Below are 25,423 nucleotides of genomic sequence, written 5' to 3'. Positions count from 1 at the left end.
AAGCCGGAGGTGATCGCCCTGGTCCGGAGACGCGCTACACAGCAAGGACGCCCGTGAATGCGACACGGGCGTCCGGCACTTCGGAACCACGACAGCTGATCAGGACGCTACACCGAGCAACGCCCGGCGGGCCGCACAACCGTGACGGACGCGTCGCCCTTCACCGGGCGAGGCCATCGTGCGTCCTCCGTATCCCTGACCGATCGGATGGATGTACGACGGCCGGCGATACGGGGCACGGACTCAGCCGGGCTCCCCGTCCCGGCTCCCGGGCGGTTTGCGACGCCGCCACCACAGACCGGTGCCGAGCCCGGCCAGGGCGATGACCCCGACGGCTCCGGCGGCGTAGAGGAACCACCGGTACCGCGCATGCGCGTCGGCAGCCGTCTGTGCCGCGACCGCGGCCTTGTGCAGCGGTGTGACGGGCTGTGGCCGGTGGACGACCCGCTGCGGCTCGTCGCCGCTGTCGCCGGGCGCCATGACGGGCAGCATGCCGACCGCCGCAGCCCGCGGAGCCGCCTCGAAGCCCCAGTCCAGCAGGCTGCGCGTCTCCTCGTAGACGGCGTTCCGGCTGCCGGACTGCGGGTTCATGACAGTGACCAGCAGCGTCCGGCCGTCGCGCCGGGCGGCGGCGATCAGCGTGTTGCCGGCGTGGGTCGTGTAGCCGTTCTTCACCCCGATGAGGCCGTTGTACGGTCTGACGCCGTGTGAGCCGACCAGCAGCCGGTTGGTGTTCTGGATGCCGAACGCGTCCGGGCCGCCGTCCTCCGGCAGCTCCGCCTGTTTCGTCGAGGCGAAGTAGGCGAAGTCGGGGTCGGTCAGGCCGGCCCGCCCGAAGAGCGTCAGGTCGTACGCGGACGAGAACTGACCCGGTGTGTCGAACCCGTCGGCGGACGCCACCGTGGTGTCCCGGGCGCCGAGGCGGCGCGCCGTCGCCTGCATGTCGTCGATGGTCTTGTCCCAGCCGCCGTTCATGCCGGCCAGGGTGTGCACCGCATCGCTGCCCGAGCGGAGGAAGACGCCGTGCCACAGATCCGCGACGCGATAGGGGAGGTCCTCCTTGAGGCCGGCGAGCGAGCTGCCCGCCTCGATGCCGGCCAGGTCCCGGAGGGAGACGGTGTGTACCTCCTCCTGGGAGAACCTCGGCAGCACCGTCACGGCGAACAGCGCCTTGAGGGTGCTGGCGGGCGGCAGCGGCCGATGGGCGTCCTTGGCCGCGAGGACCTTCCCGCTCGCCATGTCCGTCACCATCCAGGACAGCGCGGTGACATCCGGTGGCTCCGGTACGTCCCGCCGGGGCAGGAACTGCACTCCACGCCCGTCCAGCCGGCTGTTGGCATCGACCGGATCGGCCACGTGCGCGCCGGGCCGCAGGTCGTCGACGCCATGGGGGCCATCGGCGGCTGCCGGCCCGGGAACGGCCAGCAGGCTCACGGCACAAACGGTGGCTGCGGTAACGACTCTGACGGAGGCCCAACTCGCGCTCGACATGTGGCCCACGCTAAAAACGACCTCGGCCGGGCGCTGGTTGGCCTACGCCATCCGATGCGCGGGCGCCCCACTGCTGCACGCGCCACGCCGGGGCCGACGGAACACCGCCGGCCCCGGCCCGGCCGGGCGGACGCGGTCTACCAGATCGCGTCGACCCACTCCGGGTGGTCGATGAACGGGTTCCGGTTGTGCTGGTACTTGTCGAAAATCACCTGGTTGCGGTGCTGCTCGAAGGCGTTGGGCGGGTCCTCCTTGCTCCACTGCTTCAGGACGGAGAGCCGTCCGATGTGCGGCTGGGAGCCGTTGCCGACCTGGTCATTGGGCTCCAGGTCGGGGAAGCCGTCGCCACCGTCGTAGCGGACGGCCATATAGAGGATCATGCGGGCGACATCGCCCTTGACCTCGTCACGGGGCTCGAAGGAGTCGTCGTCGGTGTAGTTGCCCGGCGCCTCGCCGACCTCCGTACCGCCGTTGTCGAAGTCCTTGTTGCCGCGGGTGCTGTTGACGGACACATCCGCCGGGCGCAGATGGTGGATGTCGGTGCCGGGCCCGGTGTCGGTACCGAAGTCGCCGTGGGACTTCGCCCAGACGTGCTCGCGATTCCAGTCGTCGGGATTGCTTCCGTTGGCGGTCTTGCTCTGCGAACGGCCGGTGTACAGCAGAATGACGTTCGCGCTGTTGGCCGGGTCCTGGTCGGTGTCCTTGAGGGCGTCCCAGACCTGGGAATACGTCAGCTTTCCGGTCTGGGTGCTGCTGATGATCCGGTGCAGCGAATCCTTGAGCTCCTGGCCGGTCTTGCCCACGGCGTCTTTGTAGTACGTGTCGTCATATCCGCCGACGGATATGGAGGAATGCTGGGCGATGGACGCGGCAGTGGCACTGTGGTGTGCGGCCGGCGTTGCCGTTGCATTTGCCGGGATCTGTACCGCTACTGCCGTCAATGCCGTTCCGGCGGCGATGGCCAGCGCGGTACGGGCGCGACGCGTCACGCGGATGTGGTCCACGAAGGGTGTCCTCTCCCCGAATTGTGGCGCCGAGTCGCGAAAATGTGGGGCACGACCGGCACCGGCCGTTGGGAATACGGCCGCAGGCAGCTTTCCACCGCGGTAATCACCACCGTGTGAACATCAGGGAAGAGTTATGTGTCCACCCCGTGGCAATCACCGAATTCCCCCGAAAACGCCGCACCGCTATGCCTCGTCGATACCTCGTCAGAAGTGCTGCGTCCACGTCGCTTTCGGCTTGAGCGCCCGAGGGAACAGCCGCTCACGGATGCGGTGTGGCCCATACCGGCGAAGAGCGCCACAGCAGATGGCGGCGGAAGCGACGCCCCGGCAACGCCGGCGAGCGCGCCGATGCCCCCTTGGGCCCATCGGGTGAACCCATGCCTCACCCGCAACCGAACGGGCACCGTACGGCTTCCGAAGCACTGACACAGTCTTCGCCGAATCCCTGAACCCTTCGGACCGCGAGTTGTGGAGGCCCCCATGTCGCCTTACCGCCCCACTCCCCCGCCGTACGGTGCGACGCCGGAATATGCGCTCGCTCCCCCGCGCCCCGAGGAGCGCCTCGGCACGCCCGCCCACCCCTTCCTCCCGCCGCCCCGCCCGGAGGACCGGCTGCCCTTCGAGCCGCCGCGGCCGTCCCACCTGCCCGCTCCCCCGCGTCCCGAGGAGCAGCGGCAGGGGCCGGTGGCGATGCCCGATCGCCGGTGGCTGGACCTCCAGGCCGCCTTGGCCGCGGCAGGAGTCGCTCCGGCGGACGGGGAGCTGGCCGCCCTGGCGGAGATCGCGAGTCTGGGCGACACCACGGTGGGTGCCGTCATCGGCTGGCTCACGGCCGCCGCACAGGCGTCCTGGCCCCGGTCGCGCGCCGTGTGAGGGAGTCCGCCTGCCCGGTCACCGCAGACCGGGCAGGCTGCGCAGCTCACCGATCTTCAGGGCGCGGGCCAGGCCCAGGAAGATCAGGGCCATGCTGAGGCCGCCGGCGAACAGCGCCAGGGCAGGGCTCCAGCCCGCTGCGACGGGCACACCGGAGCAGGCTCGGGCCGCGAGCCAGCCGACCGCCGCGGCCGCGGCGGCGGATGCGGCCAGCTTGCCGTAGGTGCGGCACAGGCGTCGGCCGTCGAGGCGTCCGGAGAGCCGCCGGCGCAGCAGCAGCGCGGTGATCAGCAGCCCGATGCCGTAGGCGACGGCATAGGCGGCGGCCATTCCGGTGACGGCCCACTGGGCGGGCAGCAGCAGATGGCATGCGGTGGCCAGGACGATGTTGACGGCGGCGATCCAGACGGCCACCCAGAACGGCGTACGGGTGTCCTCGAAGGCGTAGAAGCCGCGCAGCAGCAGGTACTGGGCGGAGTACGGGATCAGGCCGAGCCCGAAGGCCTGGAGCATGTGCCCGGCGGGCGCGGCCGAGGCGACGTCCACGGCGCCGTGCGCGAACAGGAGCTGGGCGGTCTGCGGGCCGAGGGCAAGGAAGAAGAAGGCGGCCGGGACGATGACGACGCCGCTGATGCGCAGCGCACCGGAGAGGTCACTGCGCAGCTCGTCCAGACGGTGTTCGGCGACCGCGCGGCTCATCCGCGGCAGCAGCGCCGTCACCAGCGAGACGGTGACGATCGACTGTGGCAGCGTCCAGATGATCTGTGTATAGCTGTACGAGGTGTATCCGACGCCCGCGGTGGGGAGTTGCTGGTCCGCGGCACTGGCGTAGTGCGTGACGACGACCATCGCGGCCAGGTTGGCGAGCACGAACAGCAGGGTCCAGCGGGCGGCCGAGATGCTCTTGCGCAGCCCGGTGCCGCGCCAGTCGAAGCGCGGCCGGAAGCGGAAACCTGCGGCGCGGACGAAGGGGATCAGGGCGAGACCCTGCACGGCGATGCCACCGGTGGTGACAAAGCCCAGGAGGTCGATCTGGCCGGGGGTGATGTCCTCGACGCGGTCGGGTCCGGTCAGCAGGCCGAGGTAGATCCCGAACATCGTGATCAGCACGATGTTGTTGAGGACCGGGGTCCACATCATCGCGCCGAACTTGCTGCGGGCGTTGAGGACTTGGCCGAGGATGAAGAACAGGCCGTAGAAGAAGATCTGCGGCAGCAGGAAGCGGGCGAAGACCACGGTGAGCTCGAAGGCGGCGTGGTGCCCGGGTGTGTCGGGTGTGAAGACGGCGACGATCTGCGGCGCGGCCCAGACCGAGAGCGCCGTGCCCACCGCGAGCACGCTCAGGACGAGGGTGACCAGGCGCTGTTCGTGGGCGCGGCCGCCGTCCGCGTGCTCGACCCTGGCGCGGACCAGCTGCGGCACCAGCACCGAGTTCAGCGCGCCGCCGATCAGCAGGGTGTAGATGCTCATCGGGACCATGTTGGCGGTGTTGTACGTCGTGGCGAGCAGGCCGGTGCCGAGTGCGGCCGCCTGGAGCACCTGCCGGATCAGCCCCGTGCCGCGGGAGACCACGGTCCCCAGCGCCATCAGGAGCGAGGAGCGTTGCAGTCCCCCGCCCTCGCCTCCCCCTTCGCCCCCACCCTCGCCGCCCCGTTTACCCGCGGCATGCCGGCGCCGCCCTCGGTGCGGCGTGGACCCGCCCCGTTCCCCCTCGCCGCCGGGCGCCGGCCCGTCGTCGGTTGTCTCGCCGTCCGTCCACCGGTCCGGCAGACGTAGCGGCAGTGTGTCGTGTGGTGTGTGCGGTGTCCCCTCCAGCATTCCGTCAATCTACGTCGAACCCCGGGTGGACTTGGGCCGATTGGACGCCCCGGGCGCACGGGAGGGCTTCGCACGGGGCAGAGGACGGGCCCGGTCGGGATCGAGGAGCGGGGCGAGCAGGTCGCCGTGGTGGGCACAGCGGGGTGCGATCTCACTGAAGAGGAAGGTGAGTTGAGAGGGGTCGCTGCACTCGGCGATCTCGTCCCAGGTGACCGGGGCGGAGACGGTGGGGGTGGGTCGGGCGCGCAGGGTGTAGGCGACGGCGGTGGTCTTGGCGGCGGCGTTCTGGGAGAAGTCGATGAAGACCTTGCCGGGGCGCAGGGCCTTGGTCATCTTGTGCACGACGAGGTCGGGGAGGGCCGCCGCGGCCTCGACGGCGAGGGTCCTGGCGTAGGCGGTGGTCCGCTCGGAGGAGGTGGGTTCGATGGCCACGATGAGGTGCAGGCCCTTGGAGCCGCTGGTCTTCGCGTAGACGTCCAGGCCGTCGGCGGCCAGCCGGTCGTGCAGCCACCGGGCCGCGGTGCAGCACTCCACGATGGTCGCCGGGGCGCCGGGATCGAGGTCGAGGACGAGGCGGTCGGCGATGCCCGGGGCCTGACACGTCCACTGGGGGGTGTGCAGCTCGACGACCAGGTTCGCGGCCCAGACCAGCGCGGGCAGGTCCTGGAGCAGCACCTGGCGGGCGGGACCGGACGTCGAATGGGGCACCTCGCAGGTCTTCACCCAGGAGGGTGTGCCGGGCGGCACGTTCTTGGTGAAGAAGCGCTGGCCGTCCGGTCCGTCGGGGTAGCGCAGGAAGGAGAGCGGCCGGTCGTGGAGGTGGGCGAGCAGCGGGCCCGCGACGGTGGTGCAGTAGTGCAGCACCTCGCCCTTGGTGGTGCCGGTCTCGGCATAGAGGACCTTGTCCAGGTTGGTCAGCGAGAGGCGTCGCCCCTCCACGTCAGTGATCGGCGACATACGATGAGAATCCCACACAAGGGATGAAAGATGCGATCTATCTGGAATGGGTCCATATCATTCGGTCTGGTCACCATCCCCGTGAAGACCTACAGCGCCACCGACCGCACCTCGTCGGTCTCTTTCGTGCGCATTCACGAGAAGGACGGCGCACAGATCCAGTACCGCAAGATCTGCGAGCTGGACGGCAAGGAGGTCCCGAACGAGGAGGTCGGCAAGGGCTACCAGGCGCCGGGCGACGAGACCATCGTGCCGATCACCGACGACGATCTGTCCCAGCTGCCGATGCCGACCGCCAAGACGCTGTCGATCCTGTCGTTCGCCGACCCCGGTGAGATCGACCCGCTCCAGCTGGACAAGGCCTACTACCTGGGGCCCAACGGAGCGTCCGCCACCAAGCCGTACACGCTGCTGCGGGAGGCGCTGGAGCACCATCAGAGGGTCGCGGTCGGCAAGGTGGCGATGCGGGGGCGGGAGTCGCTGGCGATGCTGCGGGCGCACGACGGGGCGATCGTGATGCATACGCTGCTGTGGCCGGATCAGATCCGGCCCGCCACCGGTGTGGTGCCCGACGATGTCGAGCTCCGCGAGAACGAGCTGACGCTGGCCGAGACGCTGATGGACTCCCTGGGCGAGCTGGACCCCGAGGAGCTCCACGACGACTACCGCGAGGCCGTCGAGGAGCTGGTCGCCGCCAAAATGGAGGGCGAGGAGCCGGCCGCCCCCTCCGCATCGGGCGCCTCCGGGGCCCGGGTCCTCGATCTGACGGCGGCGCTGGAGAACAGTCTGCGGGCGGCACGGGGCGGCGGGGAGAGCGACGCACAGGAGGAGTCGGCGTCCGTGACACCCATACGGGGACGGAAGACGACGAAGAAGGGCGAGGCGGCGCCGGGCGGCGGCAAGCGGGGCGGCACGGCGACGAAGAAGGCGGCGAAGAAGACCGCCCCGGCGGCCGCGAAGAAGACTTCCGCGAAGAAGACGGCGGCCGCGCCGAAGGCCACCGGCGGGCGGACGAAGGCCGCTGCGACGGCGAAGAAGAGCGCCGGCAGCCGCGGCACGACCGGCGGCACGTCCAAGAAGTCGGCGTCCAAGAGCACCGCCAAGAAAGCACCGGCAAAGAAGACGGGCCGGCAGTCGTCCGCCTGAGGGCGCCTTCCAGCGGGTCGGCGGCCGGGTGCTGGGTCCGTCGGCCCCTCGCACCGGGGCGGCGCCGTTCTAGAGTCTTGGTATGGCTTCAGACGAGGGGACCACCCGCATCGACAGCTGGATCTGGTCCGTGCGGCTCACCAAGACGCGTTCGCTGGCCGCCGCGGCCTGTCGCGCGGGGCACGTACGGGTCAACGGCGAACGGGTGAAGCCGGCCCACGCCGTGCGCAACGGCGACGAGGTGCGGCTGCGGCACGCGGGCCGCGAGCGGATCGTGGTCGTCTCGCGGCTGGTGCGCAAGCGGGTGGGCGCGGCCATCGCCGCCGAATGCTTCATCGACAACAGCCCGCCGGCCCCGCCGCGTGAGGAGGTTCCGGTGATCGCGCTCCGCGACCGCGGCGCCGGACGCCCCACCAAGCGCGAGCGCCGCGAGATCGATCAGCTGCGCGGGCACGCGACCGGACCGGACCTGCGCCCCTGAGGATCTGCCGCCGAGCGGGCCCGGCCGGGGCCCTCGGGCCTGCCCGCCAGGCACGCCCCCGCCGGCCCGTCTTGGAGCGCGTCTTTGACGTTGTCTGCCCGACCTGGTCCGTGCAGGCTCGGCCGAAAGCGCCGCCTGCCGCGATGAGTTCCGGCCGGGTCGCGAGTCTGTTCCGGTGAGCGTCGCACGTCGTACGACGCCGTCCGGCACGAGACACCACGGAGGACACCATGACGACCACCCCCGGCAACGCGAGCAGCGGCCTCCCCGGCAAGCCGCCCGTCGTCGACCTGGCCACCTGGCAGGCGGCGCGCGAGGAGCTGCTGGTCCGCGAGAAGGCGCACACCCGTGAGGGCGACGCGGTCGCCGCGGCCCGGCGGCGGCTGCCGATGGTCGAGCTCGACGGCACGGTCGAGGTCACCGGCGCCGACGGGCCGGTCCCGTTCCTCGATCTGTTCCAGGGGCGCGACGAGCTCGTGGTCTATCAGCACATGTGGTACGACGGCGCGCCGCACCAGGGGCAGTGCGAGGGCTGCACCACCACGGCCTGGCACATGAAGGACGCCGTCTACCTCAACGCCCGGGGCGTCTCGTTCGCCGTCCTGACCTCGGGCCCTTGGGACGAGGTGGCTCGCTATGTCGCGTTCATGGGTTACACCCAGCCCTGGTACTCGGTGCGGGGCGTGGAGGCGCCGGTCGGCGGAGAAATGGGACACCTCATCTGTTTCCTGCGCGACGGCGACCGCCTGTTCCTCACCTACTCCACGACGGGCCGTGGCAACGAGCCGGTCAACGGGTCCCTCGGCCTGCTCGACATGACGCCCTACGGCCGCGGCGAGGCGTGGGAGGACAACCCCGAGGGCCGGCCCGTGATCGGCAATGTCCGCGAGGGGTACCCGTCCGAGGGCCGCCAGGCCTGCTGGTACTGGCGCTCGGACGCGGAAGGGAACGCCACCTGGGGCCAGACCAGCCGGCCCGTGCCCCAGTGGACCCGCCCCGACGCGACCCCCGTGGAGACCCTCGGCCGCCAGGGCCACCACTGACGCGCCTTCGTCGACGGCGTCGGCAAAGGCGCTCTCACACCGACGACAGCGCGTCCAGATAGACCCACTGGCCGTCCTCGCGGACGAAGCGGCTGTTCTCGTACTGGCTGTCGGCGTGGCCGTGCACGCGGAAATGCGCGCGGAATTCCACCGTGCCCTCGGTGTGGAACGCACTGCCTCCGGTGGCGCCGAGGATGTCCAGGCCGGTCCAGCGCTGTGCCGGATCGAGGTCGAGGCTGCCGGGGCGGGTCGTGGGGTGCCAGGTACGCAGCAGATAGCCGGTGTCACCGACGACGAAGGCGCTGTAGCGCGAGCGCATCAGGCGCTCGGCGGTCGGGGCGGCGGCGCGGCCCTGGTGGAAGGCGGCACAGCAGTCGCGGTAGGCCTCGGCGCGTCCACAGGGGCACGGCGAGGCGGGGGTGACCGCAGGTTCCGGGCGGCGGGACGCGTCCTTCGGCTTGCTCAGCTTCTTCGGGTTCTTCGGGTTCTTCGGCTTCGACACCCCACGATTGTGCCGGGTCGGCGGGCCGGGACCGCGACGCGCCGAGCACACGCGGCAGCGGCACGCTCGGGAACTACACCCATTTAGGGAATTCCAACGATAAATCACCCATTTGCAGCTTTCGTGGCTTGATACGTGCTGTGAGGCTGGAAGAACTCATGGTGTCCGTCCCCACCACCCAGGAGAGAACCCCCCATGATTCTGTCCATTTCCGGCGTCGTCCTGCTCGGTGTCATCGTCTTCCTCTTCTTCCGCAAAGACGGCCTGAAGTTGTCGCATGCACTGGTCTCCGCGCTCTTCGGGTTCTATCTCGCCAGCTCCGCCATCGCGCCCAGCATCAAGGCCGGCGGGGCGAGCCTGGCGAGCCTCCTCGGGGGGATCAAGATCTAGGGGTGTCGGGAGCCTCCGGCCCCACTCCGCGGGTCCCGCCCGAACGGACCGCATCACCTCCCGTCCGGGCGGCTCCGCGTGCAGCACTCTCCCGGCTCGCCGCCCGCACCGAGCCCGCCCCCACGACCACCGCACGAGCAACAGGAGACGATGTGGCCCGGCGCCCCCTGCCCCGCATCCTGACCGACAGCGCACCGCTCGCCCGCATGGCCAACAGCACCTCCCTCGCCCGCAGTCGCGAACTCGCGCGTACCGCTGCCGACAGCGCCTCCGATGTGCTCCATCCGCTGATCACCATCGGCCGGGGACTGCGCCGGCTGGGTGCGGCGGGCCGAGCGCGCTGGGGTGAGACGCCCCGTGATCACCGCGGTCCGCTGGCCTTCTTCGTCGGCGCGTGTGTGCTGGTCGTCTGCCTGGTGCCGTACGGGCCGCTGCTCGCCCTGATCACGGTGATGGGCGCGGGGGCCTGGGCCGGACGGGAGCGTACGCCCGTGGACACCGGGCCCGGTGAGGCCGAGAGGGAGCGGCTGCGGGCGCTCTACGAGGCGCTGGTGCCGTACTTCTCCGTCGACGGCGACCCCAGTCCGCTCTATGCGCACGACGGTGACTGGGAGCGGGTCTTCCCCGAGTACGCCTTCGACGAGGGCGGGCGGATCGAACGGTTGCAGCTGAAGTACCCGGCGTACTTCACCGACGGTGAGGACCAGTCCCGGGTCCGCATCGAGCAGGTGCTGTACGCCAAGGCCGGACGTGGCCGGGAGTACCACTTCGTGTGGGACGAGCTGGCCAATCAGCTGACCCTGACCGCGCTCGGCGCACTGCCCACCGATCTCGTCGCGCAGCGCTTCGTCACCTCGCCGGGCGAGACGGTGCTCGGGTTCACCGACCCGGACGCCGTCCAGCGGACCCTGCCGGTAACCGCCGGGGAGGAGCGGCGGGATGCGCCGCCGGTGGTCTGGCGTACCGGACCGCGCTCCACCGAACCGCATCTGCTCATCCTGGGGCAGCCGGGGACGGGCGCCACGACCCTGCTGCGCTCGATCGCGCTCCAGGCGCTGCAACACGGCGAGGTGCTGGTCATCGACGGCAGCGGCACCGGCGAGTACGGGTGCCTGGTGGGGCGGCACGGCGTACTGGGGGTGGAGAGCGGTCTCGCGGGGGCACTGGCGACCCTGGAGTGGGCGTCCCACGAGACCGAGCGGCGGCTGATCGCGGCGAACCGGGCGCGACAGGCCGGCCGGTCCGCGCCGGAGGACACCCGGCGGCCGCTGTGGATCATTGCGGACCGTCCGACGGCGCTGGCCCACATCGCGGTCGCGGAGGGCCGGGAAGATCCCCAGCAGTGGCTAGAGGTGCCGCTGCGGCACGGCCGGGCCGCCCAGGTCACGGTGGTCGTGGCCGACCAGTTCGAGAGCGCCGAGCTGCTGAGCGATCCGGTGCGGGCGCACACCAAGGCGCGGGTGGTACTCGGTCCCGCCACGGCGGAAGAGGTACGGGCGGTGCTCGGGGCGCCGCCGCACACCACGCCGGTCGAGAGCGTGCCGCCGGGACGCGGCTATGCGCGCCTGGGATCCGCTCCCGTCCTGCGGCTCCAGGTGCCGGCCACCCCCGACCCGCTCGACGACGCCACCGGCCAGGCACACCGGCAGGCCGTCCTGGCGCTGCTGCCGGAGCGTACGGTCCCGGCCGACGGGTCGGGACCGGCCGAGCCGGTGACCGACGGCCGGTCCACGGATGCCGGCAAGCCGGTGGACGTCCGGAAGCTGGAGGAGGCGAGCACCTCTGCGGACGCCGGCAGGCCGGTGAGTGTCAGCAAGCCCGCCGGTCCCGCAGTGGTGTCACCGGACGGCGGGACCGCGGCGGCCGATGCGGACGGTGCAGACGGTGCGGCATCGGATACCGAGCAGGCCGGTTCCTCGGCCGAGCCGGTGGGTGCGGCCTCGCGGGTGCGGTCCGCTCAGCGCGGCGAAACCCGAGTGGTCAACGGGTCGGCGGAGGCCGTCCGCGCCGAGGGGTGAGACTCACCCGCCGAGGCCGGGCGGTCCGCCGTCCAGCCGTCAGGCCGTTCAGCCGTCAGGCCGTTCAGCCGTCAGGCCACGAACGTATGCCGCATCTCCGTATCCACCGGCGCGCCCGTCGCCACCAGTCGCGCGGCGCCGGCCAGCCGGACCGCGGCCTCGTCGGCGACGGCTCCGTTGACCGTGAACGGCAGCCGTACGAAGCCCTCGAAGGCACCGTCGACACCGAACCGCGGGCCGGAGGGCACCCGCACCCCGAGCCGCTCCCCCGCCTCGGCGATCCGGGAGCCGGAGAGCCCGCCCGTACGCGCCCAGAGGGTGAGACCGCCACAGGGGACGCTGAACTCCCAGTCGGGGAGGTGCCGGTGCAGCGCCTCGACGATCGCATCGCGGTTCTCGCGAGCCTGCTCGCGGCGGATGCCGACGGCCGCTTCCCAGCCGCCGGTCTCCAGGAGCGAGGCGATGGCGAGCTGTTCGAGGACCGGTGAGCCCAGGTCGGAGTAGGCACGGGCGGCGACCAGACTGCGGATGATGTCGGGGGCGGCGCGCACCCAGCCGATCCGCATCCCGGCCCAGAACGCCTTGCTCGCCGAGCCGACGGTGATCACCGCGCTGCCGGCCGGGTCGAATGCGCAGACCGGGCGGGGCGGTTCGGTGTCGTGGTCCAGCTGGAGTTCGGTCATGGTCTCGTCGACGACGAGCAGGGTGCCTGCCGACCGGGCGGCGTCGACGAGACGACGGCGCTGGTCCTCGGTGGCGAGGGAGCCGGTGGGGTTGTGGAAGTCGGCGACGACATACGCCATACGGGGCGCGGCATCACGCATCACCTGGCGCCAGACGGGGAGGTCCCAGCCGGCCAGCTTGTCCGCGAGCGCGACCGGGACGAGCCGGGCCCCGGCGTCCCGCATCAGCTGGAGGATGTTGGCGTAGGACGGGGAGTCGACGGCCACCCGCTCGCCGGGGCTCGTACACAGGCGGCAGATCGCGGCCACCGCGCCCATCGCGCCCGTGGTCACCATGATCTGTTCGGGCATGGTGGGGATGCCGCGCGCGGTGTAGCGGTCCGCGAGGGCCTGGCGCAGGACGGGCAGACCGGCGGGGTAGTCGCCGTGGGTGTGGGCGTAGAGCGGAAGGTCGGCCATCGCGCCCTGGAAGGCGCGGGTGAGCCAGGGTTCAGGAGCCGGGAGGGCGGCACAGCCGAGGTCGATCATGGAGCCGGCGGCCTCCGGGGGCAGCGGTTCCAGGCCGCGGGTGGGCAGCGGGTTGCCTGCCGGGACGGCGGTCCAACTGCCGGAGCCGCGCCGGGACTCCAGGAACCCCTCTGCGCGCAGCGCTTCGTAGGCGGCGGCGACGGTGGTGCGGCTGACGCCGAAGGCCGCGGCCAGCTCGCGCTCGGCGGGCAGGCGCGCGGCGACCGGTACCCGGCCTTCCAGTACGAGGAGGCGGACGCCGTCGGCGAGGCTGCGGTAGGCGGGCAACCGGCGGCCGGCGGCCGTGAGTTGGGCATCGCGCGGGTCCTGCGACCGGAGCAGCCGGGCAAGTTGGGGCGCACCCACCGCTGAAGTCCACTGAGCCATGAAGATCAGTCCACCTTCCCCGAATTGGCTCTACTTCCCGAGCCCGGACACGCCACATGGTGTCATGCGTCGGTCCAATCCTGCCAGGAGGGGGAAATGTCGTGTCCATGATCGAGGAATCCGGCCGGAGGAGGGGACTGCCCGTGCGCCGGCTGGTCCAGCTCTATGCGGGACTGACGCTGTACGGCGGGAGCATGGGGCTGATGCTGCGGGCCGAGCTGGGCCTTGAGCCATGGAGCGTGCTGAACCAGGGCATATCTCGTCATACGGGCCTGTCGATCGGCACGGTCACCATCGTGTCCGGCGCGCTGATCCTGCTGCTGTGGATCCCGCTGCGTCAGCGTCCCGGCCTGGGCACGGTGTCCAATGTGGTGATCCTCGGGCTGGTGATGGACGCGACGCTGGCCTGGACGCCGGAGCTGCACTCGCTGGGCGCCCGTATCCCGCTGCTGGCGGGCGCCGTCCTCCTCAACGGCGCCGCGACCGGCCTGTACATCTCCGCCGATTACGGCCCCGGGCCGCGCGACGGGCTGATGACCGGGCTGCATCTGCGGACCGGCCGTCCGGTACGGCTGGTGCGGACCTGCATCGAGGTGACGGTGCTCGCGGCCGGCTTCCTGCTCGGCGGCTCGGTCGGGGCCGGCACGGTGGTCTATGCGCTGGCCATCGGGCCACTGGCGCAGTTCTTCCTCCGCCGCTTCGCGATCGAGGACCGGCCCGGGAAGCCGTCGCCGGTGGTGGCCCGCGGAGGGGCTTCACCCGAGCACGCAATACTGCCGGAGTGACCTCAGCGATACGCATCCGCCACGCCTATCTCGACCACCCCGCGCCGCTCGCCTTCGCCCACCGGGGCGGGGCGGCGGAGGGCCTGGAGAACACCGCCGCCGCCTTCCGCCGCGCGGTCGGCCTCGGCTACCGCTATCTGGAGACCGATGTGCACGCCACATCGGACGGAAAGCTCGTCGCCTTCCACGACGCGACGCTCGACCGCGTCACCGACGCCCGCGGCGCCATCGGGCAGCTCCCCTGGCGCGCGGTGGGCCGGGCCCGGGTCGGCGGGCGGGAGCCGCTGCCGCTCTTCGAGGAGCTGCTGGAGGAGTTCCCCGGGGCCCGCTGGAACGTCGACCTCAAGGCGGAGGCCGCCCTCACACCACTGCTCGGCCTGCTGCGCCGCACCAACGCCTGGGACCGGGTGTGCGTCGGCTCGTTCTCGGAGGCCCGCGTGGCCCGCGCCCAGCGGCTGGCCGGCCGGCGGATGGCGAGCTCGCTCGGCACCCGTGGCGTGGCCGGCCTGCGGCTGCGGTCGTACGGCCGCGGGATGCTGCCGCTCGACCGCCTGCTGGGTGCGGCGGTGCGGCGCAGCGCGGTCTGCGTACAGGTCCCCGAGCGGCAGTCCGGCCTCCCCGTCGTCGATCCGCTGTTCCTGCGCGCCGCGCACGCACTGGGCATGCAGGTCCATGTCTGGACGGTCAATGACGCGGATCGGATGACCGCACTCCTGGACCTCGGCGTGGATGGCATCATGACGGACCACATCGAGACGCTGCGGACGGTGCTGACCGAGCGAGGGTGCTGGGTATAGGGCCGGCTCCGTCGAGCCGTCGTCCGCCGCCGTGAACGGGGACAGGAAGACGGGGGTGGGCGTGGAGAGCGCACAGGCCGTGGCCGAGGGCGTGGACGAGACGGCCGCCCGGCGCCGCGAACAGCGCGGCTGGTACTGGTACGACTGGGCCAACAGCGTCTATTCGACGACCGTCCTGACCGTGTTCCTGGGGCCGTATCTGACCTCGGTGGCGAAGGCCGCTGCGGACGCGGAGGGCTTTGTGCACCCGCTGGGCATCCCGGTGCGGGCGGGCTCCTTCTATGCGTATGCGGTGTCCGCGTCGCTGCTGCTGTCGGTGCTGGCGATGCCGCTCGCCGGGGCGCTGGCCGACCGGAGCGGCCGGAAGAAGCCGCTGCTCGGCGGCTGCGCCTACACGGGCGCCGCGGCGACGACAGGGATGTTCTTCCTGGGCGGTGAGCGCTACCTGCTGGGCGGGGCGCTGCTGGTCGTCGCGAACGTCTCGTTCGTGGTGTCGATGATGCTCTACAACTCCTTCCTGCCGCAGATCGCCCCGCCCGACGAACGGGACGCGGTCTCCTCGCGCGGCTGGGCCTTCGGCTACGCGGGCGGGGCACTGGTCCTGATCGCCAACCTGGTGCTCTACGGAGCGCACGACTCCTTCGGCCTCTCCTCGGGCACCGCGGTACGCATCTGCCTGGCGTCGGCGGGGCTGTGGTGGGGCGCGTTCTCGGTGATTCCGCTGCGCCGGCTGCGCGACCGGCGGGCGGCCGTGACCAAGGAGCCCGCCGGGGCCGGCGGCGCCACGCTCGGCCAGGGGTGGCAGCAGCTCCGGGAGACGCTGCGCGAACTGCGCCGCCACCCCCTCACGCTGTCCTTCCTCCTGGCCTATCTCGTCTACAACGACGGGGTGCAGACAGTGATCACGCAGGCGTCCGTGTACGGGTCGGAGGAGCTCGGCCTGGACCAGACGACGCTGATCGTGGCGGTCCTGCTGGTGCAGGTGCTGGCCGCGGCCGGCGCCCTGCTGATGGGACGCCTCGCCGCACGGTACGGCGCCCAGCGGACGATCCTCGGCTCACTGGTGGCCTGGGTGCTGACGATCGCGGCCGGCTATTTCCTGCCGGCGAAGGCACCGGGGTGGTTCTTCGGGCTGGCCGTCGGTATCGGCCTGGTCCTGGGCGGAAGCCAGGCGTTGTCGCGTTCGCTGTTCTCGCATCTGGTGCCGCGCGGCAAAGAAGCGGAATACTTTTCCGCGTACGAGATGAGCGACCGGGGCGTGAGCTGGCTAGGACCGCTGGTGTTCGGGGTGGCCTATCAGCTCACGGGGAGCTACCGGGATGCCATCGTGTCCCTGGTGGCGTTCTTTGTGATCGGTTTTGTCCTGCTGGCGAGGGTGCCGGTGGGGCGGGCGATCGCGGAGGCCGGAAATCCTGTGCCTGACCGGATTTAGTCCCAGGGGGCGCGGGGCGGTAGTGTACGCCTTTGGCTCACCAGGCGGACCGTTACTGCGCGCTTAACTATGCATGGCGCTGGGTGACATCTGCTGGCAGATGTGACAAACCGGGCGCTGGTGGGTACAACAAGGGGCGGCACGAAGGAAGGCAGCGGCGCACAGCGCCTCCATCATGGGCGGTGGTGGGCGACGGGTGGGCGCATGTCCCGAATTGCGATTTCGGGAATCTTCACCGCCGACCGGACGTTGACCGGATGACGACGACAGCGACACCTGTCCTGTGGGCGACAAGCCCGGGAGGCACGATTCATGAGTGAGCGAGCTCTCCGCGGCACGCGACTCGTGGTGACCAGCTACGAGACCGACCGCGGCATCGACCTGGCCCCGCGCCAGGCGGTGGAGTACGCATGCGAGAACGGACATCGATTCGAGATGCCGTTCTCGGTTGAGGCCGAGATTCCGCCGGAGTGGGAGTGCAAGGTATGTGGTGCACCCTCGCTTCTGGTGGATGGCGATGGCCCTGAGGAAAAGAAGGGTAAGCCCGCGCGTACGCACTGGGACATGCTCATGGAGCGGCGCACCCGCGAGGAGCTCGAGGAGGTGCTGGCCGAAAGGCTGGCCGTCCTGCGCTCCGGCACCATGAACATTGCCGTGCATCCGCGCGACAGCAACCGCAAGTCCGCCTGACAACGGGCCTGCGCCAAGCAGCACGAAGGGCCGGGGCCACTGCACTGCGCAGTGGCCCCGGCCCTTGCTGTGTCCGCGGCTCGTACACCCCGGACGCCGGGCTGCTCAGCCGGTCAGCGGTGGGTCCTGGCGACGCGGGGAGGAAGGCTCGTCCTCACGGATGACCTCGCCCTGGACGACCTTGCCGTCGGGCCGGTGCATCCGGGCCTGCTGGAAGGCGTCACCGAACGAGCCGGGGGCGTAGCCATGGCCCGACCGCCGGGTCATCAGCTTCTCGGCGCGGCGCTGGATCAGCTTCCCGGTCGGCGGGAAGAGGCAGAGCAGCCCCAGTGCGTCGGACACCAGCCCGGGAATCATCAGCAGCAGCCCACCCGCCATCGGGAGCGTATTGCCGCTCACCGACTTGCCGCTGCCGGACTTTCCGCTCCCCGACTTGCCGCCGGCGGGCTTGCCGTCAGCGGACTTGGCGTCGTCGGACGATGTGGAGCTGCCGGAGGCCGCCGGGTCGCCGGTGGTCTGCAAGCTCTCGGTGAGGTTGCGCCAGGCGCGACGGCCGGCCCGCTTGACCACATAGCCGCCGAGGATCACCCCGGCGACCAGCAGGAGGAAAATCGTCAGTCCGCTGGTGGCTCCGGCGACCACGGTCAGCAGCCAGATCTCCAGCACCATCCAGGCGGCGATGCCCAAGGGGACGAAGCGGCGGGCGCGCGAGCGCTGGGGCGGGCGGGGACTCGGCGATGGCGTGGCTCCGAACGTCATGCCTCAAGTGTGCCTGGCCCGTCCCCGCACACCCCCTGAGGGTCGCCCGCGAGGGCTCCTCTCCGGGCGGCCAGGCGCACCGCGCCCGGCGTCAGCGGCCGCGGATCTTGTCCACCCGGGAGCCGACGCCCCAGGCGGTGACCCGCCACAGCGCCTCCACGACGATGTCCCGGCTCATCTTGCTGTCGCCCAGCTCCCGCTCGACGAAGGTGATCGGCACCTCGACGACGTGATGGCCGGCCTGCACGGCACGGCGGGCGAGGTCGACCTGGAAGCAGTAGCCCTGGGAGGCCACGTCGTCCAGGCCCAGCCCCTTGAGCGCCTCCGCACGGAAGGCACGGTAGCCGCCGGTGATGTCGCGCAGCGGCAGGTCCAGCACCAGCCGGGAGTACGTACTGCCCCCGCGGGAGATGAGTTGGCGGTACTTGGGCCAGTTGACGGTGCGGCCACCGGGCACCCAGCGCGAGCCGAGGACGAGATCGGCGCCCTTGAGGGCGGTGAGCAGCCGCGGCAGCTCCTCGGGCTGGTGCGAGCCGTCGGCGTCCATCTCGACCAGCACGTCGTAGCCGTTGTCGATGCCCCACTGGAAGCCCGCGAGGTAGGCGGCGCCGAGGCCTTCCTTGCCCTTGCGGTGCAGGACATGGACGTGCTCGTCGCCGGCGGCCAGTTCATCGGCCAACTTGCCGGTGCCGTCAGGACTGTTGTCGTCCGCGACGAGGACATGGGCCTCGGGGACGGCGGCCCGCACTCGCGAGACGATCGGCTGGATGTTCTCCGCCTCGTTGTACGTCGGAATGATCACCAACGTGGTGCCGAGCGGGCCGTATTGCCGCTGACCGTCTGTCACTGCTGTCCCTTCTCGTCCTTCGTACGCCCGCGCCGGCCGACCACTACCGCGGCGGCGCAGGACAGAAGCCCCACGATAGCGAGCGCCCACTCCGGAGCAGCACCGACGCGGTCGGCGAGCGTCGATTCGTCCCGCAGCGGGATACGCGCGGAGACCACACCCTGGGTGAACTCGGGGATCTGGTGGGTGATCCTGCCGTCCGGGGCGACCACCGCGCTGATCCCGCTGGTGGCGGCGGTGACCACGGCCCGGCCGTGTTCGACGGCGCGCAGCTTGGACATCGCCAGCTGCTGCTCGGGCTGGCCGGAGCGCCCGTAGGTGGCGTTGTTCGTCTGGATCACCAGGGCGCGGGCGCCGGCGTCGACGGTGTCGTGCACGATCTGGTCGTAGGCGACCTCGAAGCAGATGACATCCCCGAGCCGGGCGGGGCCCACGTGGAGCACGCCGGTGTGGTCACCGGGGTAGAAGTCGCGGGGCACCCGCTGGAAACGCGTAATGATCTTGCTGAGCTGCTCCCGGAACGGCACATACTCGCCGAACGGCACCGGATGCTGCTTGGTGTAGGAGGCGCCCGGTCCCTTCTTCGGGTCCCAGACGATGCCCTCGTTGAAGACGTAGCCCTTCTTGGTGGGGTGGTCGACCAGGGCGCCGACGAGGACGGGCACGCCGATGGCCTTCACGGCCTCGTCGATCCGGTCGTAGGCCTGCGGGTACTGGTACGGGTCCAGGTCGGAGGAGTTCTCCGGCCAGATGACCAGGTCCGGCTTCTTGGCCCGGCCGGCCTTGACGTCGGCGGCCAGCTTCTCGGTGGCGGTGGCGTGATTGTCGGTGATCCTCATGGGGCGGCCCAGGAAGTCCATGCCGGGCTGCTGGACATTGCCCTGGACGACGGCGATATCGACGGTGTCGTCGGCCTTCGTGGGGACGGGCACGGCCAGGCCGGCCAGGGTGACCGCGGCGGCGAGCCCGAACGCTTCCAGGGCCGGGACGGCCAGGCGCAGCGACCCGTTGCCGCGCAGCCCCCAGAGGGTGGCGGCGCATGCGGCCAACAGGGCGCCGGCCAGCGCGACCGCGAAGGTCACCAGCGGGGCCCCGCCGAGCGCGGCGATCGGCGTGAACGGCGAGCCGGTGTTGGCGAAGGCGAGCCGGCCCCACGGGAAGCCGCCGAACGGAAGCCGGTCGCGGGCCCATTCCTCGGCGACCCACAGGCAGGCGGCCCACAGTGGCCCGCCCGGCAGCCGGGAGGTGACGGCGAGCGCCGCGCCCAGCAGTGCCGCGAAGAGCGCCTCGGCCACCGAGAGGCCGAACACCGCGTCCCAGCCCACGACATGCAGCCACTTCAGCAGGACCAGGAAGAACGGAAGCCCGAACGCAAAGCCCGTCCAGGCGCCCTGGCGGGCGGTCCGGCCACGGGTCAGCAGCGACAGCGCGGCGACGGCCACCAGGGACAGCGGCCACAGGTCGTACGGCGGGAAGGCCAGACCGAGCGCGATGCCGAAGACGGCCGCAAGGCCGGTGCGCGGCGCCTCCCGGCGGACCGGAGCGGCGAGCCGCCGGGCGCGCCCGGGGCGCGCCGGCACGGCGGTGGAGCCCGCCTCGGCGCAGGGCACCTGGCCGTCGGGCGAGGTGCCGCTGACGGCTTCTTCGGTGGTGTCGGAACCCGATGGCACGGTCGCGGGCCTTCCTTGCAGGTCGTGGTGGTGAGCTGACCGTACATCGGGAGGCCTGGATTGCGGATATGGGGTGCACAAAAGGTGAAGGGGCACCGCCGGAGGGTAGGGGCGGGCCGCGGTGCACTGCGGTTAGGGGCCCGGCGCCCTTCGGGCCGACCTGGGACCCGCTGGCTGCGGGTCGACCGAAAGCCGTTGTCTACTGAGCGTCCGGGCCCCACCCGGGTCGCACCTTCCCCCAGGCTCTCAAGGAGCAGGGAGGGACCCCCATCCGGCCGAAACGCTCCGTTGTCCCGTGCCGCTGGTGCTGGACCTGGCTCCCAGTGGCGGTGTGCCCAAGTGGCGCACCGTCCCATGGCCCAGCTGCGTTCGACGACTGCGCGGAGGTCTCCCGGTCGGACGTCCTGTGGTGGACTCGGCCGAACCTACCGGCCGTCGACCGCCTGCTGTCAACAGGTGCTCCGCCTGCGTCGTTTTCGCGTCGCCCCAGGTCAGCCGCGAGCGCACCCAAGTGCGGCAAGGAGCGGCAAGCACAGCCCGCGCCGGCACCTGCCCACGCGATGTCACTCGTTCGGCGGCCCGAAGACCGTGCGTCCGCCGACGACCGTGCGCAGGCACACCGGGAGGTCGTTGCCGGGGGTGAGATCGGGCAGGCCGGGGGTGCCGGAGCGGGGGTCGGTGGACCAGCGTTCCACCCGCTCGTCGGGTGCCTGGACGATCAGGTCACCGGTGCGCCAGACCGCGTAGTCGGCGGGGGCGCCGGGCACCAGGACGCCCGCGTCGTCCCGGCCGATGGCGCGCCAGCCGCCGCGGGTGTGGGCGGTGAACGCCGCGCGGGCGGAGATGCCGTGCGCGCGGGTGCGGTGGAATACGGCGGCGCGCACAGTGCCCCAGGGGTCGAGCGGGGTGACCGGGCTGTCGGACCCGAGCGCGAGCGGGACACCGGCCTTGAGCAGCGCGGCGTACGGGTTGAGGGTGCGGGCCCGGTCGACGCCCAGGCGGGCGGCGTACATGCCGTCCTCGCCGCCCCACGCGGCGTCGAAGGCGGGCTGGACGGACGCGGTCAGGGCCAGGTCGGCGAAGCCGGCGATGGTGTCCTCGGTGAGCATCTCGGCGTGCTCGACACGGTGCCGGGCGGCGCGGATCCGGTCGAGGCCGATCCGGTCGGCGGCGGCCCGTACGCCGGTGACGACGCTGGTCAGAGCGGCGTCGCCGATGGCGTGGAAGCCCGCCTGGAGCCCGGCCTCGGTGCAGGCGGCGACATGGGCGGCGACGGCCTCGGCGTCGAGCTGCGCGACGCCGGTGTGTCCGGCATCCGCGTACGGGGCGTGCAGATGGGCGGTGTGCGATCCGAGCGAGCCGTCGACGAACAGATCGCCCGCGGCACCGATGGCCCCGAGTTCCCTGATCCGCTCCGCGTCCTTTGCGGATGCGATCACCTCGGCCCAGTAGCCGACGACGCGCGGGCCGTTGCCTTCCCCGGCCAGGGCGAGCAGCCCCGTGAAGTCGTCCTCGCCGGAGATGTCCGGGCCCGCGCACTCGTGGATGCTGCCGATGCCGAGCGAGGCGGCACGGGCGAGCGCGGCGGCCTGGGCCTCGGCGCGCTGCGCGGCGGTGACGGTGGCGTACGCGGCCTTGCGCACCGCGTGGTGGGCGGCGCCGGTGAGCGGGGCACCGGCATGGAACCCGTCCCGCTCGCGGATGCCGGGGACCAGATCCAGCAGCGCCGTCGTCACGACGGCGGAGTGCACATCCACACGGGTGAGATAGAGGGGGCGGCCCCCGGTGGCCTCGTCCAGCTCCGCACGGGACGGCGGGCGCCCCTCCGGCCAGACGCTCGCGTCCCAGCCGTGCCCGAGCAGAATCCGGTCCGACCGGCGCGCGTCCGCGTACCCGCGGATCCGGGCCAGCGCTTCGGTCAGCGTGCCGGCCCCGACCAGATCGAGGCCGGTGAGCGCGAGACCGGTCGCGGTGGTGTGCACATGTGCGTCCGTGAACGCCGGGGTGACGAGCGCACCGTCGAGCTGGACGACCTCGTCCACTCCCCCGGCGAACGAGTCGGCCGCGCCCTCCTCGCCGACCCAGGCGATACGGCCCCCTTCCACGACCATGGCGGTGGCGAAGGGGTCCGCCGGGCTGTGCACCTCACCGCCGCGCAGCAGGACGGTACGGGGCGGGGCCGGGTGGGAAAGGTGCTGCCGGGCCGGATCGGGGATGCGCTCGCTCATACCGGACAGTTTGGCCCCTGCGCAGGGACGGGCCGCGCGCAGGGGGGGCGATCACCGGTCAGATGCGCGGCGGGCGGGCCTCGTAGGGCGTGGAGAGCACGACGGTGGTGCGGGTCGAGACGCCGGCGAGGGTGCGGATGCGGGTGAGCAGATGCTCCAGCTCCAGCGGGGTCGCGACCCGGACCTTGAGGATGTAGTTCTCGTCGCCGGCGACGCTGTGGCAGGCCTCCAGCTCAGGGACCTCGGCGAGGCGGTCGGCGATGTCGTCCGGCGCGCTGGGGTCGAAGGGTTTGACCGAGATGAAGGCGGTGAGCGGCAGGCCCACGGCTTCGGGGTCAACGATGGCGGCATAGCCCCGGATGACACCGCGCTGCTCAAGACGGCGCACGCGTTGGTGCACCGCCGAGGTGGACAGGCCGGTGGCCTTGCCCAGGTCGGTGTAGCTCATCCGCCCGTCCTTGACGAGCAGATCCACGATTTGTCGGTCCAACTCCTCCACCCGCTCAACCTACTGTGCGCGGGGGCGTGTGCGCACCGCGCGCCGGATCGTGGACACCCCCGCGCCGGTCCATGTGACCAATGCCACACGCGTGAATCGGTGTCGGTGGGGTGCCGGCGATTATGCATGCGGCATGAAGGGAATTGCTGCTGGTGGCCGGGACCGCCCGTCACAGGAAGTCAGCGGTACGACCGGCCCACCCGAGGGGGATGGACATCATGCGACGCCTTAAGCAGGACTCCGCTGCCGCGCACATCGACGCCCAGGAGGGCGACAGTTTCGGCAGCTCCGGCGACGACGGTGCGGACGACACTTTCGACACCTATGAGATCTACCGCGTGACCTGCCCCGACTGCCTACAGCCGATCGCGCTGCTGGCGGACGAGGACACACTTCCGGAGCACGCACTGTGCGCCTCGCCGTGGAACCCGTTCGGCCTGACGGTGTGCCAGGGCTCCGGGCGGACGGCATCCGAAGCACCGGAGACCGCCGACACCCTGGACGCCCAGGAGCAGGACGCGGCCATGCTGCTGACGCTCCCGGAGAGCCTGGACTGGCGCCGCCAGCCGTTCTCGCACCTCGGCGGACCTGACACCCGCCCGGTCCGAGTCCCGCGGATGCGCCCGCTCAGCTGAGACCCCTGCCGGGCGCGTACGAACGGCGCCCGGCCGGAGAGGAACTTCAGAGGCCGATTCCCCGCCCAGGACGAGTTCGTGGGGGCCGAGGGCGGCCGATTTCCAGCCGGGCGCGGCAGCCGAATGCACGGCCGGACCCACAGTCGGACGCGGAACCGACTCGGAGCTGTCGTAGAGCGGGTACGTCTGCCAATGCCCAGTGACAGCAGACCCATTGAGTCTGCCGTTGGCACTGAACCGGCGCCGCCCATTCCGTTGACGGTGACGTCGTCAGTACCGGGCGGGACTTGGTCGCCCAACCGGGCCAAGTCGGGGACGCCGGCGCCTTCCAGTGATCGCATACGGCGCCGGTGGCGTAGCGCACCCGCCCCTCCCCCAGGCGCCCCCATGCCCAGCCCCTGCTGCGCATGTGAATTGACGGGCAGTCAGCTGTATGTCCGTGACGGCCGAACCCCCGAAGCGGTAGGGGGTCAAACTCACTTTCACCTATTACCTTCACAGGGTCGATACCGAACTGATCCCTGGAGCCACGGTGACCCCACGACCTCCTCTGCACTGTCTGCGCTGCACCCGCCCCGCAGAGGGTTTCGACGGCTGCCGGACCTGCGCCGCGGAGGGCATCGGCGTCAATACGATGCCGCCGCTGGCGGATCTGGCCGGTGTGGACCTCGCCGCGTATCCGGGCGGGCCGTGGGGCCTGCCGACGGCGCTGCCCGTGTCCGGTCCCCCGGTGACGCTGGGCGAGGGCAATACCCCGTGCGTCCGGCTGCGGATGGACCCGGACCCGGCCCAAGACGGCCATGCCTTCGGAGAGTTGTGGCTGAAATACGAGGGTGGGAATCCGACCGGTTCGCACAAGGACCGGGCGATGGCCGTCGGGGTGGCCGCGGCGGTGGCGGCCGGTGCGGACACCGTGGTCGCCGCGTCCTCCGGCAACGCGGGGGCGGCGGCCGCGGCGTATGCGGCGCGGGCCGGGCTGCGCTGTGTGGTGTTCACCAACGAGGCGGTGCCCGCGGGGCTGCGGGCCCAGATCGATGCACTGGGCGCCGAGCGGAGGGTCCACCCGGGCACCACCGGTGAACGGAACGCGGCGATGGCCCGAGCCGTCGAGGAGCACCACTGGTACCCGCTGACCAGCTACTCCTCGCCCTCCCCGGGTGGGAACCCGTATGCCAACGAGGGGTACAAGTCCGTCGCCTACGAGCTGGCGCGGGACTTCTCCGGGCGACGGCTCGATGCCGTGGTGGTACCCACCAGCCGGGCGGATCTGCTGGCCGGAATCGGTCGCGGATTCCGGGAGTTGGCGGCCGCGGGACTGATGGCGCAGGAGCCCCGGCTGGTGGCCGCGGAGCCGTCCGCCTCGGCGCCGTTCACCGCCGCGCTGCGCCGCCCGGACCGCGCGGAGCAGGAGCGTACGCGAGTGGCGCACGGGCCGACGGTGGCGTTCTCCCTCGGCGAGGAGCGGCCCTGCTGGCAGGGGCTGGACGCGCTGTGGCGCAGCGCCGGCTCGGCCGTTGCCGCGGACGACGACGCCATCATGGCGGAACACCAGAGGCTGGCGGCGGAAGGCCTGATCCTGGAGCCGTCCTCCGCCGTCGGGTCCGCCGTGGCCCGGGATCTGGCCCGGACGCACGGCGCGCTGGTGGTCACGATCGGGACGGCGACGGGGCTCAAGGGGCTGGCGGGCTGAGGCCGGGAGGCCCGACCGGGCGGGCGGCCGACCGGGCGGGGAGCCGGGCCGGAAGGGTGCAGGGCGGCGGGGCGGACCGGAGAGAGCA

Annotated in this window: 23 protein-coding genes; 12 read left to right on the top strand and 11 right to left on the bottom strand. The window is 71.6% G+C overall.

Features of this window, described 5'->3' with window-relative positions; genetic code table 11:
- Positions 1-243: 243 nt before the first annotated feature.
- A complete protein-coding gene (locus IF67_RS0112340) occupies positions 244-1,434 on the bottom strand; it encodes a D-alanyl-D-alanine carboxypeptidase family protein (protein ID WP_420708640.1) in 1,191 nt (396 codons plus the stop codon).
- Between the two features lie 194 nt (positions 1,435-1,628).
- Complete coding sequence (locus IF67_RS0112335) at positions 1,629-2,495, bottom strand: endonuclease (RefSeq protein WP_030984991.1); 867 nt, start codon at positions 2,493-2,495, stop codon at positions 1,629-1,631.
- Positions 2,496-2,978: 483 nt separating this feature from the next.
- Between IF67_RS0112335 and IF67_RS40285 the strand changes: the two genes are divergently transcribed.
- Positions 2,979-3,371, top strand: coding sequence for a hypothetical protein (locus IF67_RS40285; RefSeq protein WP_051817934.1), 393 nt, complete (start codon positions 2,979-2,981; stop codon positions 3,369-3,371).
- 18 nt (positions 3,372-3,389) lie between these two features.
- Here IF67_RS40285 and murJ read toward each other — a convergent pair whose 3' ends face one another.
- Positions 3,390-4,958 (bottom strand): murein biosynthesis integral membrane protein MurJ, encoded by a 1,569-nt coding sequence (gene murJ / locus IF67_RS0112325; protein WP_030984986.1) that lies wholly within the window; start codon positions 4,956-4,958, stop codon positions 3,390-3,392.
- 240 nt (positions 4,959-5,198) lie between these two features.
- Positions 5,199-6,146, bottom strand: a complete 948-nt coding sequence (gene ligD / locus IF67_RS0112320; RefSeq protein ID WP_030984984.1) for a non-homologous end-joining DNA ligase — start codon at positions 6,144-6,146, stop codon at positions 5,199-5,201.
- A 30-nt stretch (positions 6,147-6,176) separates the two neighbouring features.
- On the opposite strand from ligD, the gene IF67_RS0112315 reads away from it, so the two are divergent.
- The 3 genes from IF67_RS0112315 to IF67_RS0112305 all read left to right on the top strand — a co-directional run bounded on the left by IF67_RS0112315 (position 6,177) and on the right by IF67_RS0112305 (position 8,816).
- Positions 6,177-7,292, top strand: a complete 1,116-nt coding sequence (locus IF67_RS0112315; RefSeq protein ID WP_030984983.1) for a Ku protein — start codon at positions 6,177-6,179, stop codon at positions 7,290-7,292.
- Between the two features lie 82 nt (positions 7,293-7,374).
- Complete coding sequence (locus IF67_RS0112310) at positions 7,375-7,773, top strand: RNA-binding S4 domain-containing protein (protein ID WP_030984981.1); 399 nt, start codon at positions 7,375-7,377, stop codon at positions 7,771-7,773.
- Between the two features lie 230 nt (positions 7,774-8,003).
- Positions 8,004-8,816 carry a DUF899 domain-containing protein gene (locus IF67_RS0112305; RefSeq protein WP_030984979.1) on the top strand — a complete coding sequence of 271 codons (813 nt, stop codon included), beginning with the start codon at positions 8,004-8,006 and terminating at the stop codon, positions 8,814-8,816.
- A gap of 34 nt (positions 8,817-8,850) precedes the next feature.
- Here the strand turns inward: IF67_RS0112305 and IF67_RS0112300 are convergent, their stop codons facing one another.
- Positions 8,851-9,282 (bottom strand): YchJ family protein, encoded by a 432-nt coding sequence (locus IF67_RS0112300; RefSeq protein WP_030984977.1) that lies wholly within the window; start codon positions 9,280-9,282, stop codon positions 8,851-8,853.
- A gap of 231 nt (positions 9,283-9,513) precedes the next feature.
- Between IF67_RS0112300 and IF67_RS0112295 the strand changes: the two genes are divergently transcribed.
- Together IF67_RS0112295 and IF67_RS0112290 are read left to right on the top strand one after the other, a co-directional pair.
- Complete coding sequence (locus IF67_RS0112295) at positions 9,514-9,708, top strand: hypothetical protein (RefSeq protein ID WP_018092434.1); 195 nt, start codon at positions 9,514-9,516, stop codon at positions 9,706-9,708.
- Positions 9,709-9,860: 152 nt separating this feature from the next.
- A complete protein-coding gene (locus IF67_RS0112290) occupies positions 9,861-11,726 on the top strand; it encodes an ATP-binding protein (RefSeq protein ID WP_030984974.1) in 1,866 nt (621 codons plus the stop codon).
- Between the two features lie 71 nt (positions 11,727-11,797).
- On the opposite strand, the gene IF67_RS0112285 is transcribed toward IF67_RS0112290, so the two are convergent.
- On the bottom strand, positions 11,798-13,303 hold the full coding sequence (locus IF67_RS0112285) for a PLP-dependent aminotransferase family protein (RefSeq protein ID WP_030984971.1): 1,506 nt from the start codon (positions 13,301-13,303) through the stop codon (positions 11,798-11,800).
- Positions 13,304-13,410: 107 nt separating this feature from the next.
- Here IF67_RS0112285 and IF67_RS0112280 point away from each other — a divergent pair, with 107 nt between their 5' ends.
- From IF67_RS0112280 to IF67_RS0112265, 4 genes are all read left to right on the top strand, one after another.
- The gene (locus IF67_RS0112280) at positions 13,411-14,088 is read left to right on the top strand and encodes a YczE/YyaS/YitT family protein (protein WP_051817969.1); all 678 of its coding nucleotides are present in this window, start codon (positions 13,411-13,413) and stop codon (positions 14,086-14,088) included.
- Entirely contained in the window at positions 14,085-14,885 is an 801-nt protein-coding gene (locus IF67_RS0112275) for a glycerophosphodiester phosphodiesterase (RefSeq protein ID WP_030984967.1), read from the top strand. Before IF67_RS0112280 ends, IF67_RS0112275 begins: the two co-directional genes overlap by 4 nt.
- A gap of 61 nt (positions 14,886-14,946) precedes the next feature.
- Positions 14,947-16,317, top strand: a complete 1,371-nt coding sequence (locus tag IF67_RS0112270; RefSeq protein WP_107050212.1) for an MFS transporter — start codon at positions 14,947-14,949, stop codon at positions 16,315-16,317.
- Between the two features lie 312 nt (positions 16,318-16,629).
- On the top strand, positions 16,630-17,007 hold the full coding sequence (locus IF67_RS0112265) for an RNA polymerase-binding protein RbpA (protein ID WP_030080286.1): 378 nt from the start codon (positions 16,630-16,632) through the stop codon (positions 17,005-17,007).
- Positions 17,008-17,112: 105 nt separating this feature from the next.
- On the opposite strand, the gene IF67_RS0112260 is transcribed toward IF67_RS0112265, so the two are convergent.
- The 5 genes from IF67_RS0112260 to IF67_RS0112240 all read right to left on the bottom strand — a co-directional run bounded on the left by IF67_RS0112260 (position 17,113) and on the right by IF67_RS0112240 (position 23,010).
- Positions 17,113-17,766 (bottom strand): FxsA family protein, encoded by a 654-nt coding sequence (locus IF67_RS0112260; protein ID WP_030984963.1) that lies wholly within the window; start codon positions 17,764-17,766, stop codon positions 17,113-17,115.
- A gap of 91 nt (positions 17,767-17,857) precedes the next feature.
- A complete protein-coding gene (locus IF67_RS0112255) occupies positions 17,858-18,613 on the bottom strand; it encodes a polyprenol monophosphomannose synthase (RefSeq protein WP_030984961.1) in 756 nt (251 codons plus the stop codon).
- A complete protein-coding gene (gene lnt / locus IF67_RS0112250; RefSeq protein ID WP_030984959.1) occupies positions 18,610-20,283 on the bottom strand; it encodes an apolipoprotein N-acyltransferase in 1,674 nt (557 codons plus the stop codon). Before lnt ends, IF67_RS0112255 begins: the two co-directional genes overlap by 4 nt.
- A gap of 563 nt (positions 20,284-20,846) precedes the next feature.
- A complete protein-coding gene (locus IF67_RS0112245) occupies positions 20,847-22,511 on the bottom strand; it encodes an amidohydrolase (protein ID WP_030984957.1) in 1,665 nt (554 codons plus the stop codon).
- Between the two features lie 58 nt (positions 22,512-22,569).
- Positions 22,570-23,010 carry an Lrp/AsnC family transcriptional regulator gene (locus IF67_RS0112240; RefSeq protein WP_026170119.1) on the bottom strand — a complete coding sequence of 147 codons (441 nt, stop codon included), beginning with the start codon at positions 23,008-23,010 and terminating at the stop codon, positions 22,570-22,572.
- 209 nt (positions 23,011-23,219) lie between these two features.
- Here IF67_RS0112240 and IF67_RS0112235 point away from each other — a divergent pair, with 209 nt between their 5' ends.
- Positions 23,220-23,645, top strand: a complete 426-nt coding sequence (locus tag IF67_RS0112235; protein ID WP_030984954.1) for a hypothetical protein — start codon at positions 23,220-23,222, stop codon at positions 23,643-23,645.
- A 532-nt stretch (positions 23,646-24,177) separates the two neighbouring features.
- On the top strand, positions 24,178-25,335 hold the full coding sequence (locus tag IF67_RS39075; protein WP_234341061.1) for a pyridoxal-phosphate dependent enzyme: 1,158 nt from the start codon (positions 24,178-24,180) through the stop codon (positions 25,333-25,335).
- Positions 25,336-25,423: the final 88 nt, after the last annotated feature.

This window comes from Streptomyces sp. NRRL S-1813 (assembly GCF_000719605.1).
Classification (GTDB): Bacteria; Actinomycetota; Actinomycetes; order Streptomycetales; family Streptomycetaceae; genus Streptomyces; species Streptomyces decoyicus.
Note: the sequence above shows the minus strand (reverse complement) of the source record. Positions and strands in the feature narration are given on the sequence as shown.

Excerpts from the sequence above, each read along its gene's own strand:
- IF67_RS40285 (WP_051817934.1), top strand. The coding sequence starts at position 2,979 with ATGTCGCCTTACCGCCCCACTCCCCCGCCGTACGGTGCGACGCCGGAA.
- murJ (WP_030984986.1), bottom strand. The coding sequence starts at position 4,958 with ATGGCGCTGGGGACCGTGGTCTCCCGCGGCACGGGGCTGATCCGGCAG.
- ligD (WP_030984984.1), bottom strand. The coding sequence starts at position 6,146 with ATGTCGCCGATCACTGACGTGGAGGGGCGACGCCTCTCGCTGACCAAC.
- IF67_RS0112315 (WP_030984983.1), top strand. The coding sequence starts at position 6,177 with ATGCGATCTATCTGGAATGGGTCCATATCATTCGGTCTGGTCACCATC.
- IF67_RS0112310 (WP_030984981.1), top strand. The coding sequence starts at position 7,375 with ATGGCTTCAGACGAGGGGACCACCCGCATCGACAGCTGGATCTGGTCC.
- IF67_RS0112305 (WP_030984979.1), top strand. The coding sequence starts at position 8,004 with ATGACGACCACCCCCGGCAACGCGAGCAGCGGCCTCCCCGGCAAGCCG.
- IF67_RS0112295 (WP_018092434.1), top strand. The coding sequence starts at position 9,514 with ATGATTCTGTCCATTTCCGGCGTCGTCCTGCTCGGTGTCATCGTCTTC.
- IF67_RS0112285 (WP_030984971.1), bottom strand. The coding sequence starts at position 13,303 with ATGGCTCAGTGGACTTCAGCGGTGGGTGCGCCCCAACTTGCCCGGCTG.
- IF67_RS0112280 (WP_051817969.1), top strand. The coding sequence starts at position 13,411 with ATGATCGAGGAATCCGGCCGGAGGAGGGGACTGCCCGTGCGCCGGCTG.
- IF67_RS0112265 (WP_030080286.1), top strand. The coding sequence starts at position 16,630 with ATGAGTGAGCGAGCTCTCCGCGGCACGCGACTCGTGGTGACCAGCTAC.
- IF67_RS0112260 (WP_030984963.1), bottom strand. The coding sequence starts at position 17,766 with ATGACGTTCGGAGCCACGCCATCGCCGAGTCCCCGCCCGCCCCAGCGC.
- IF67_RS0112245 (WP_030984957.1), bottom strand. The coding sequence starts at position 22,511 with ATGAGCGAGCGCATCCCCGATCCGGCCCGGCAGCACCTTTCCCACCCG.
- IF67_RS0112235 (WP_030984954.1), top strand. The coding sequence starts at position 23,220 with ATGGACATCATGCGACGCCTTAAGCAGGACTCCGCTGCCGCGCACATC.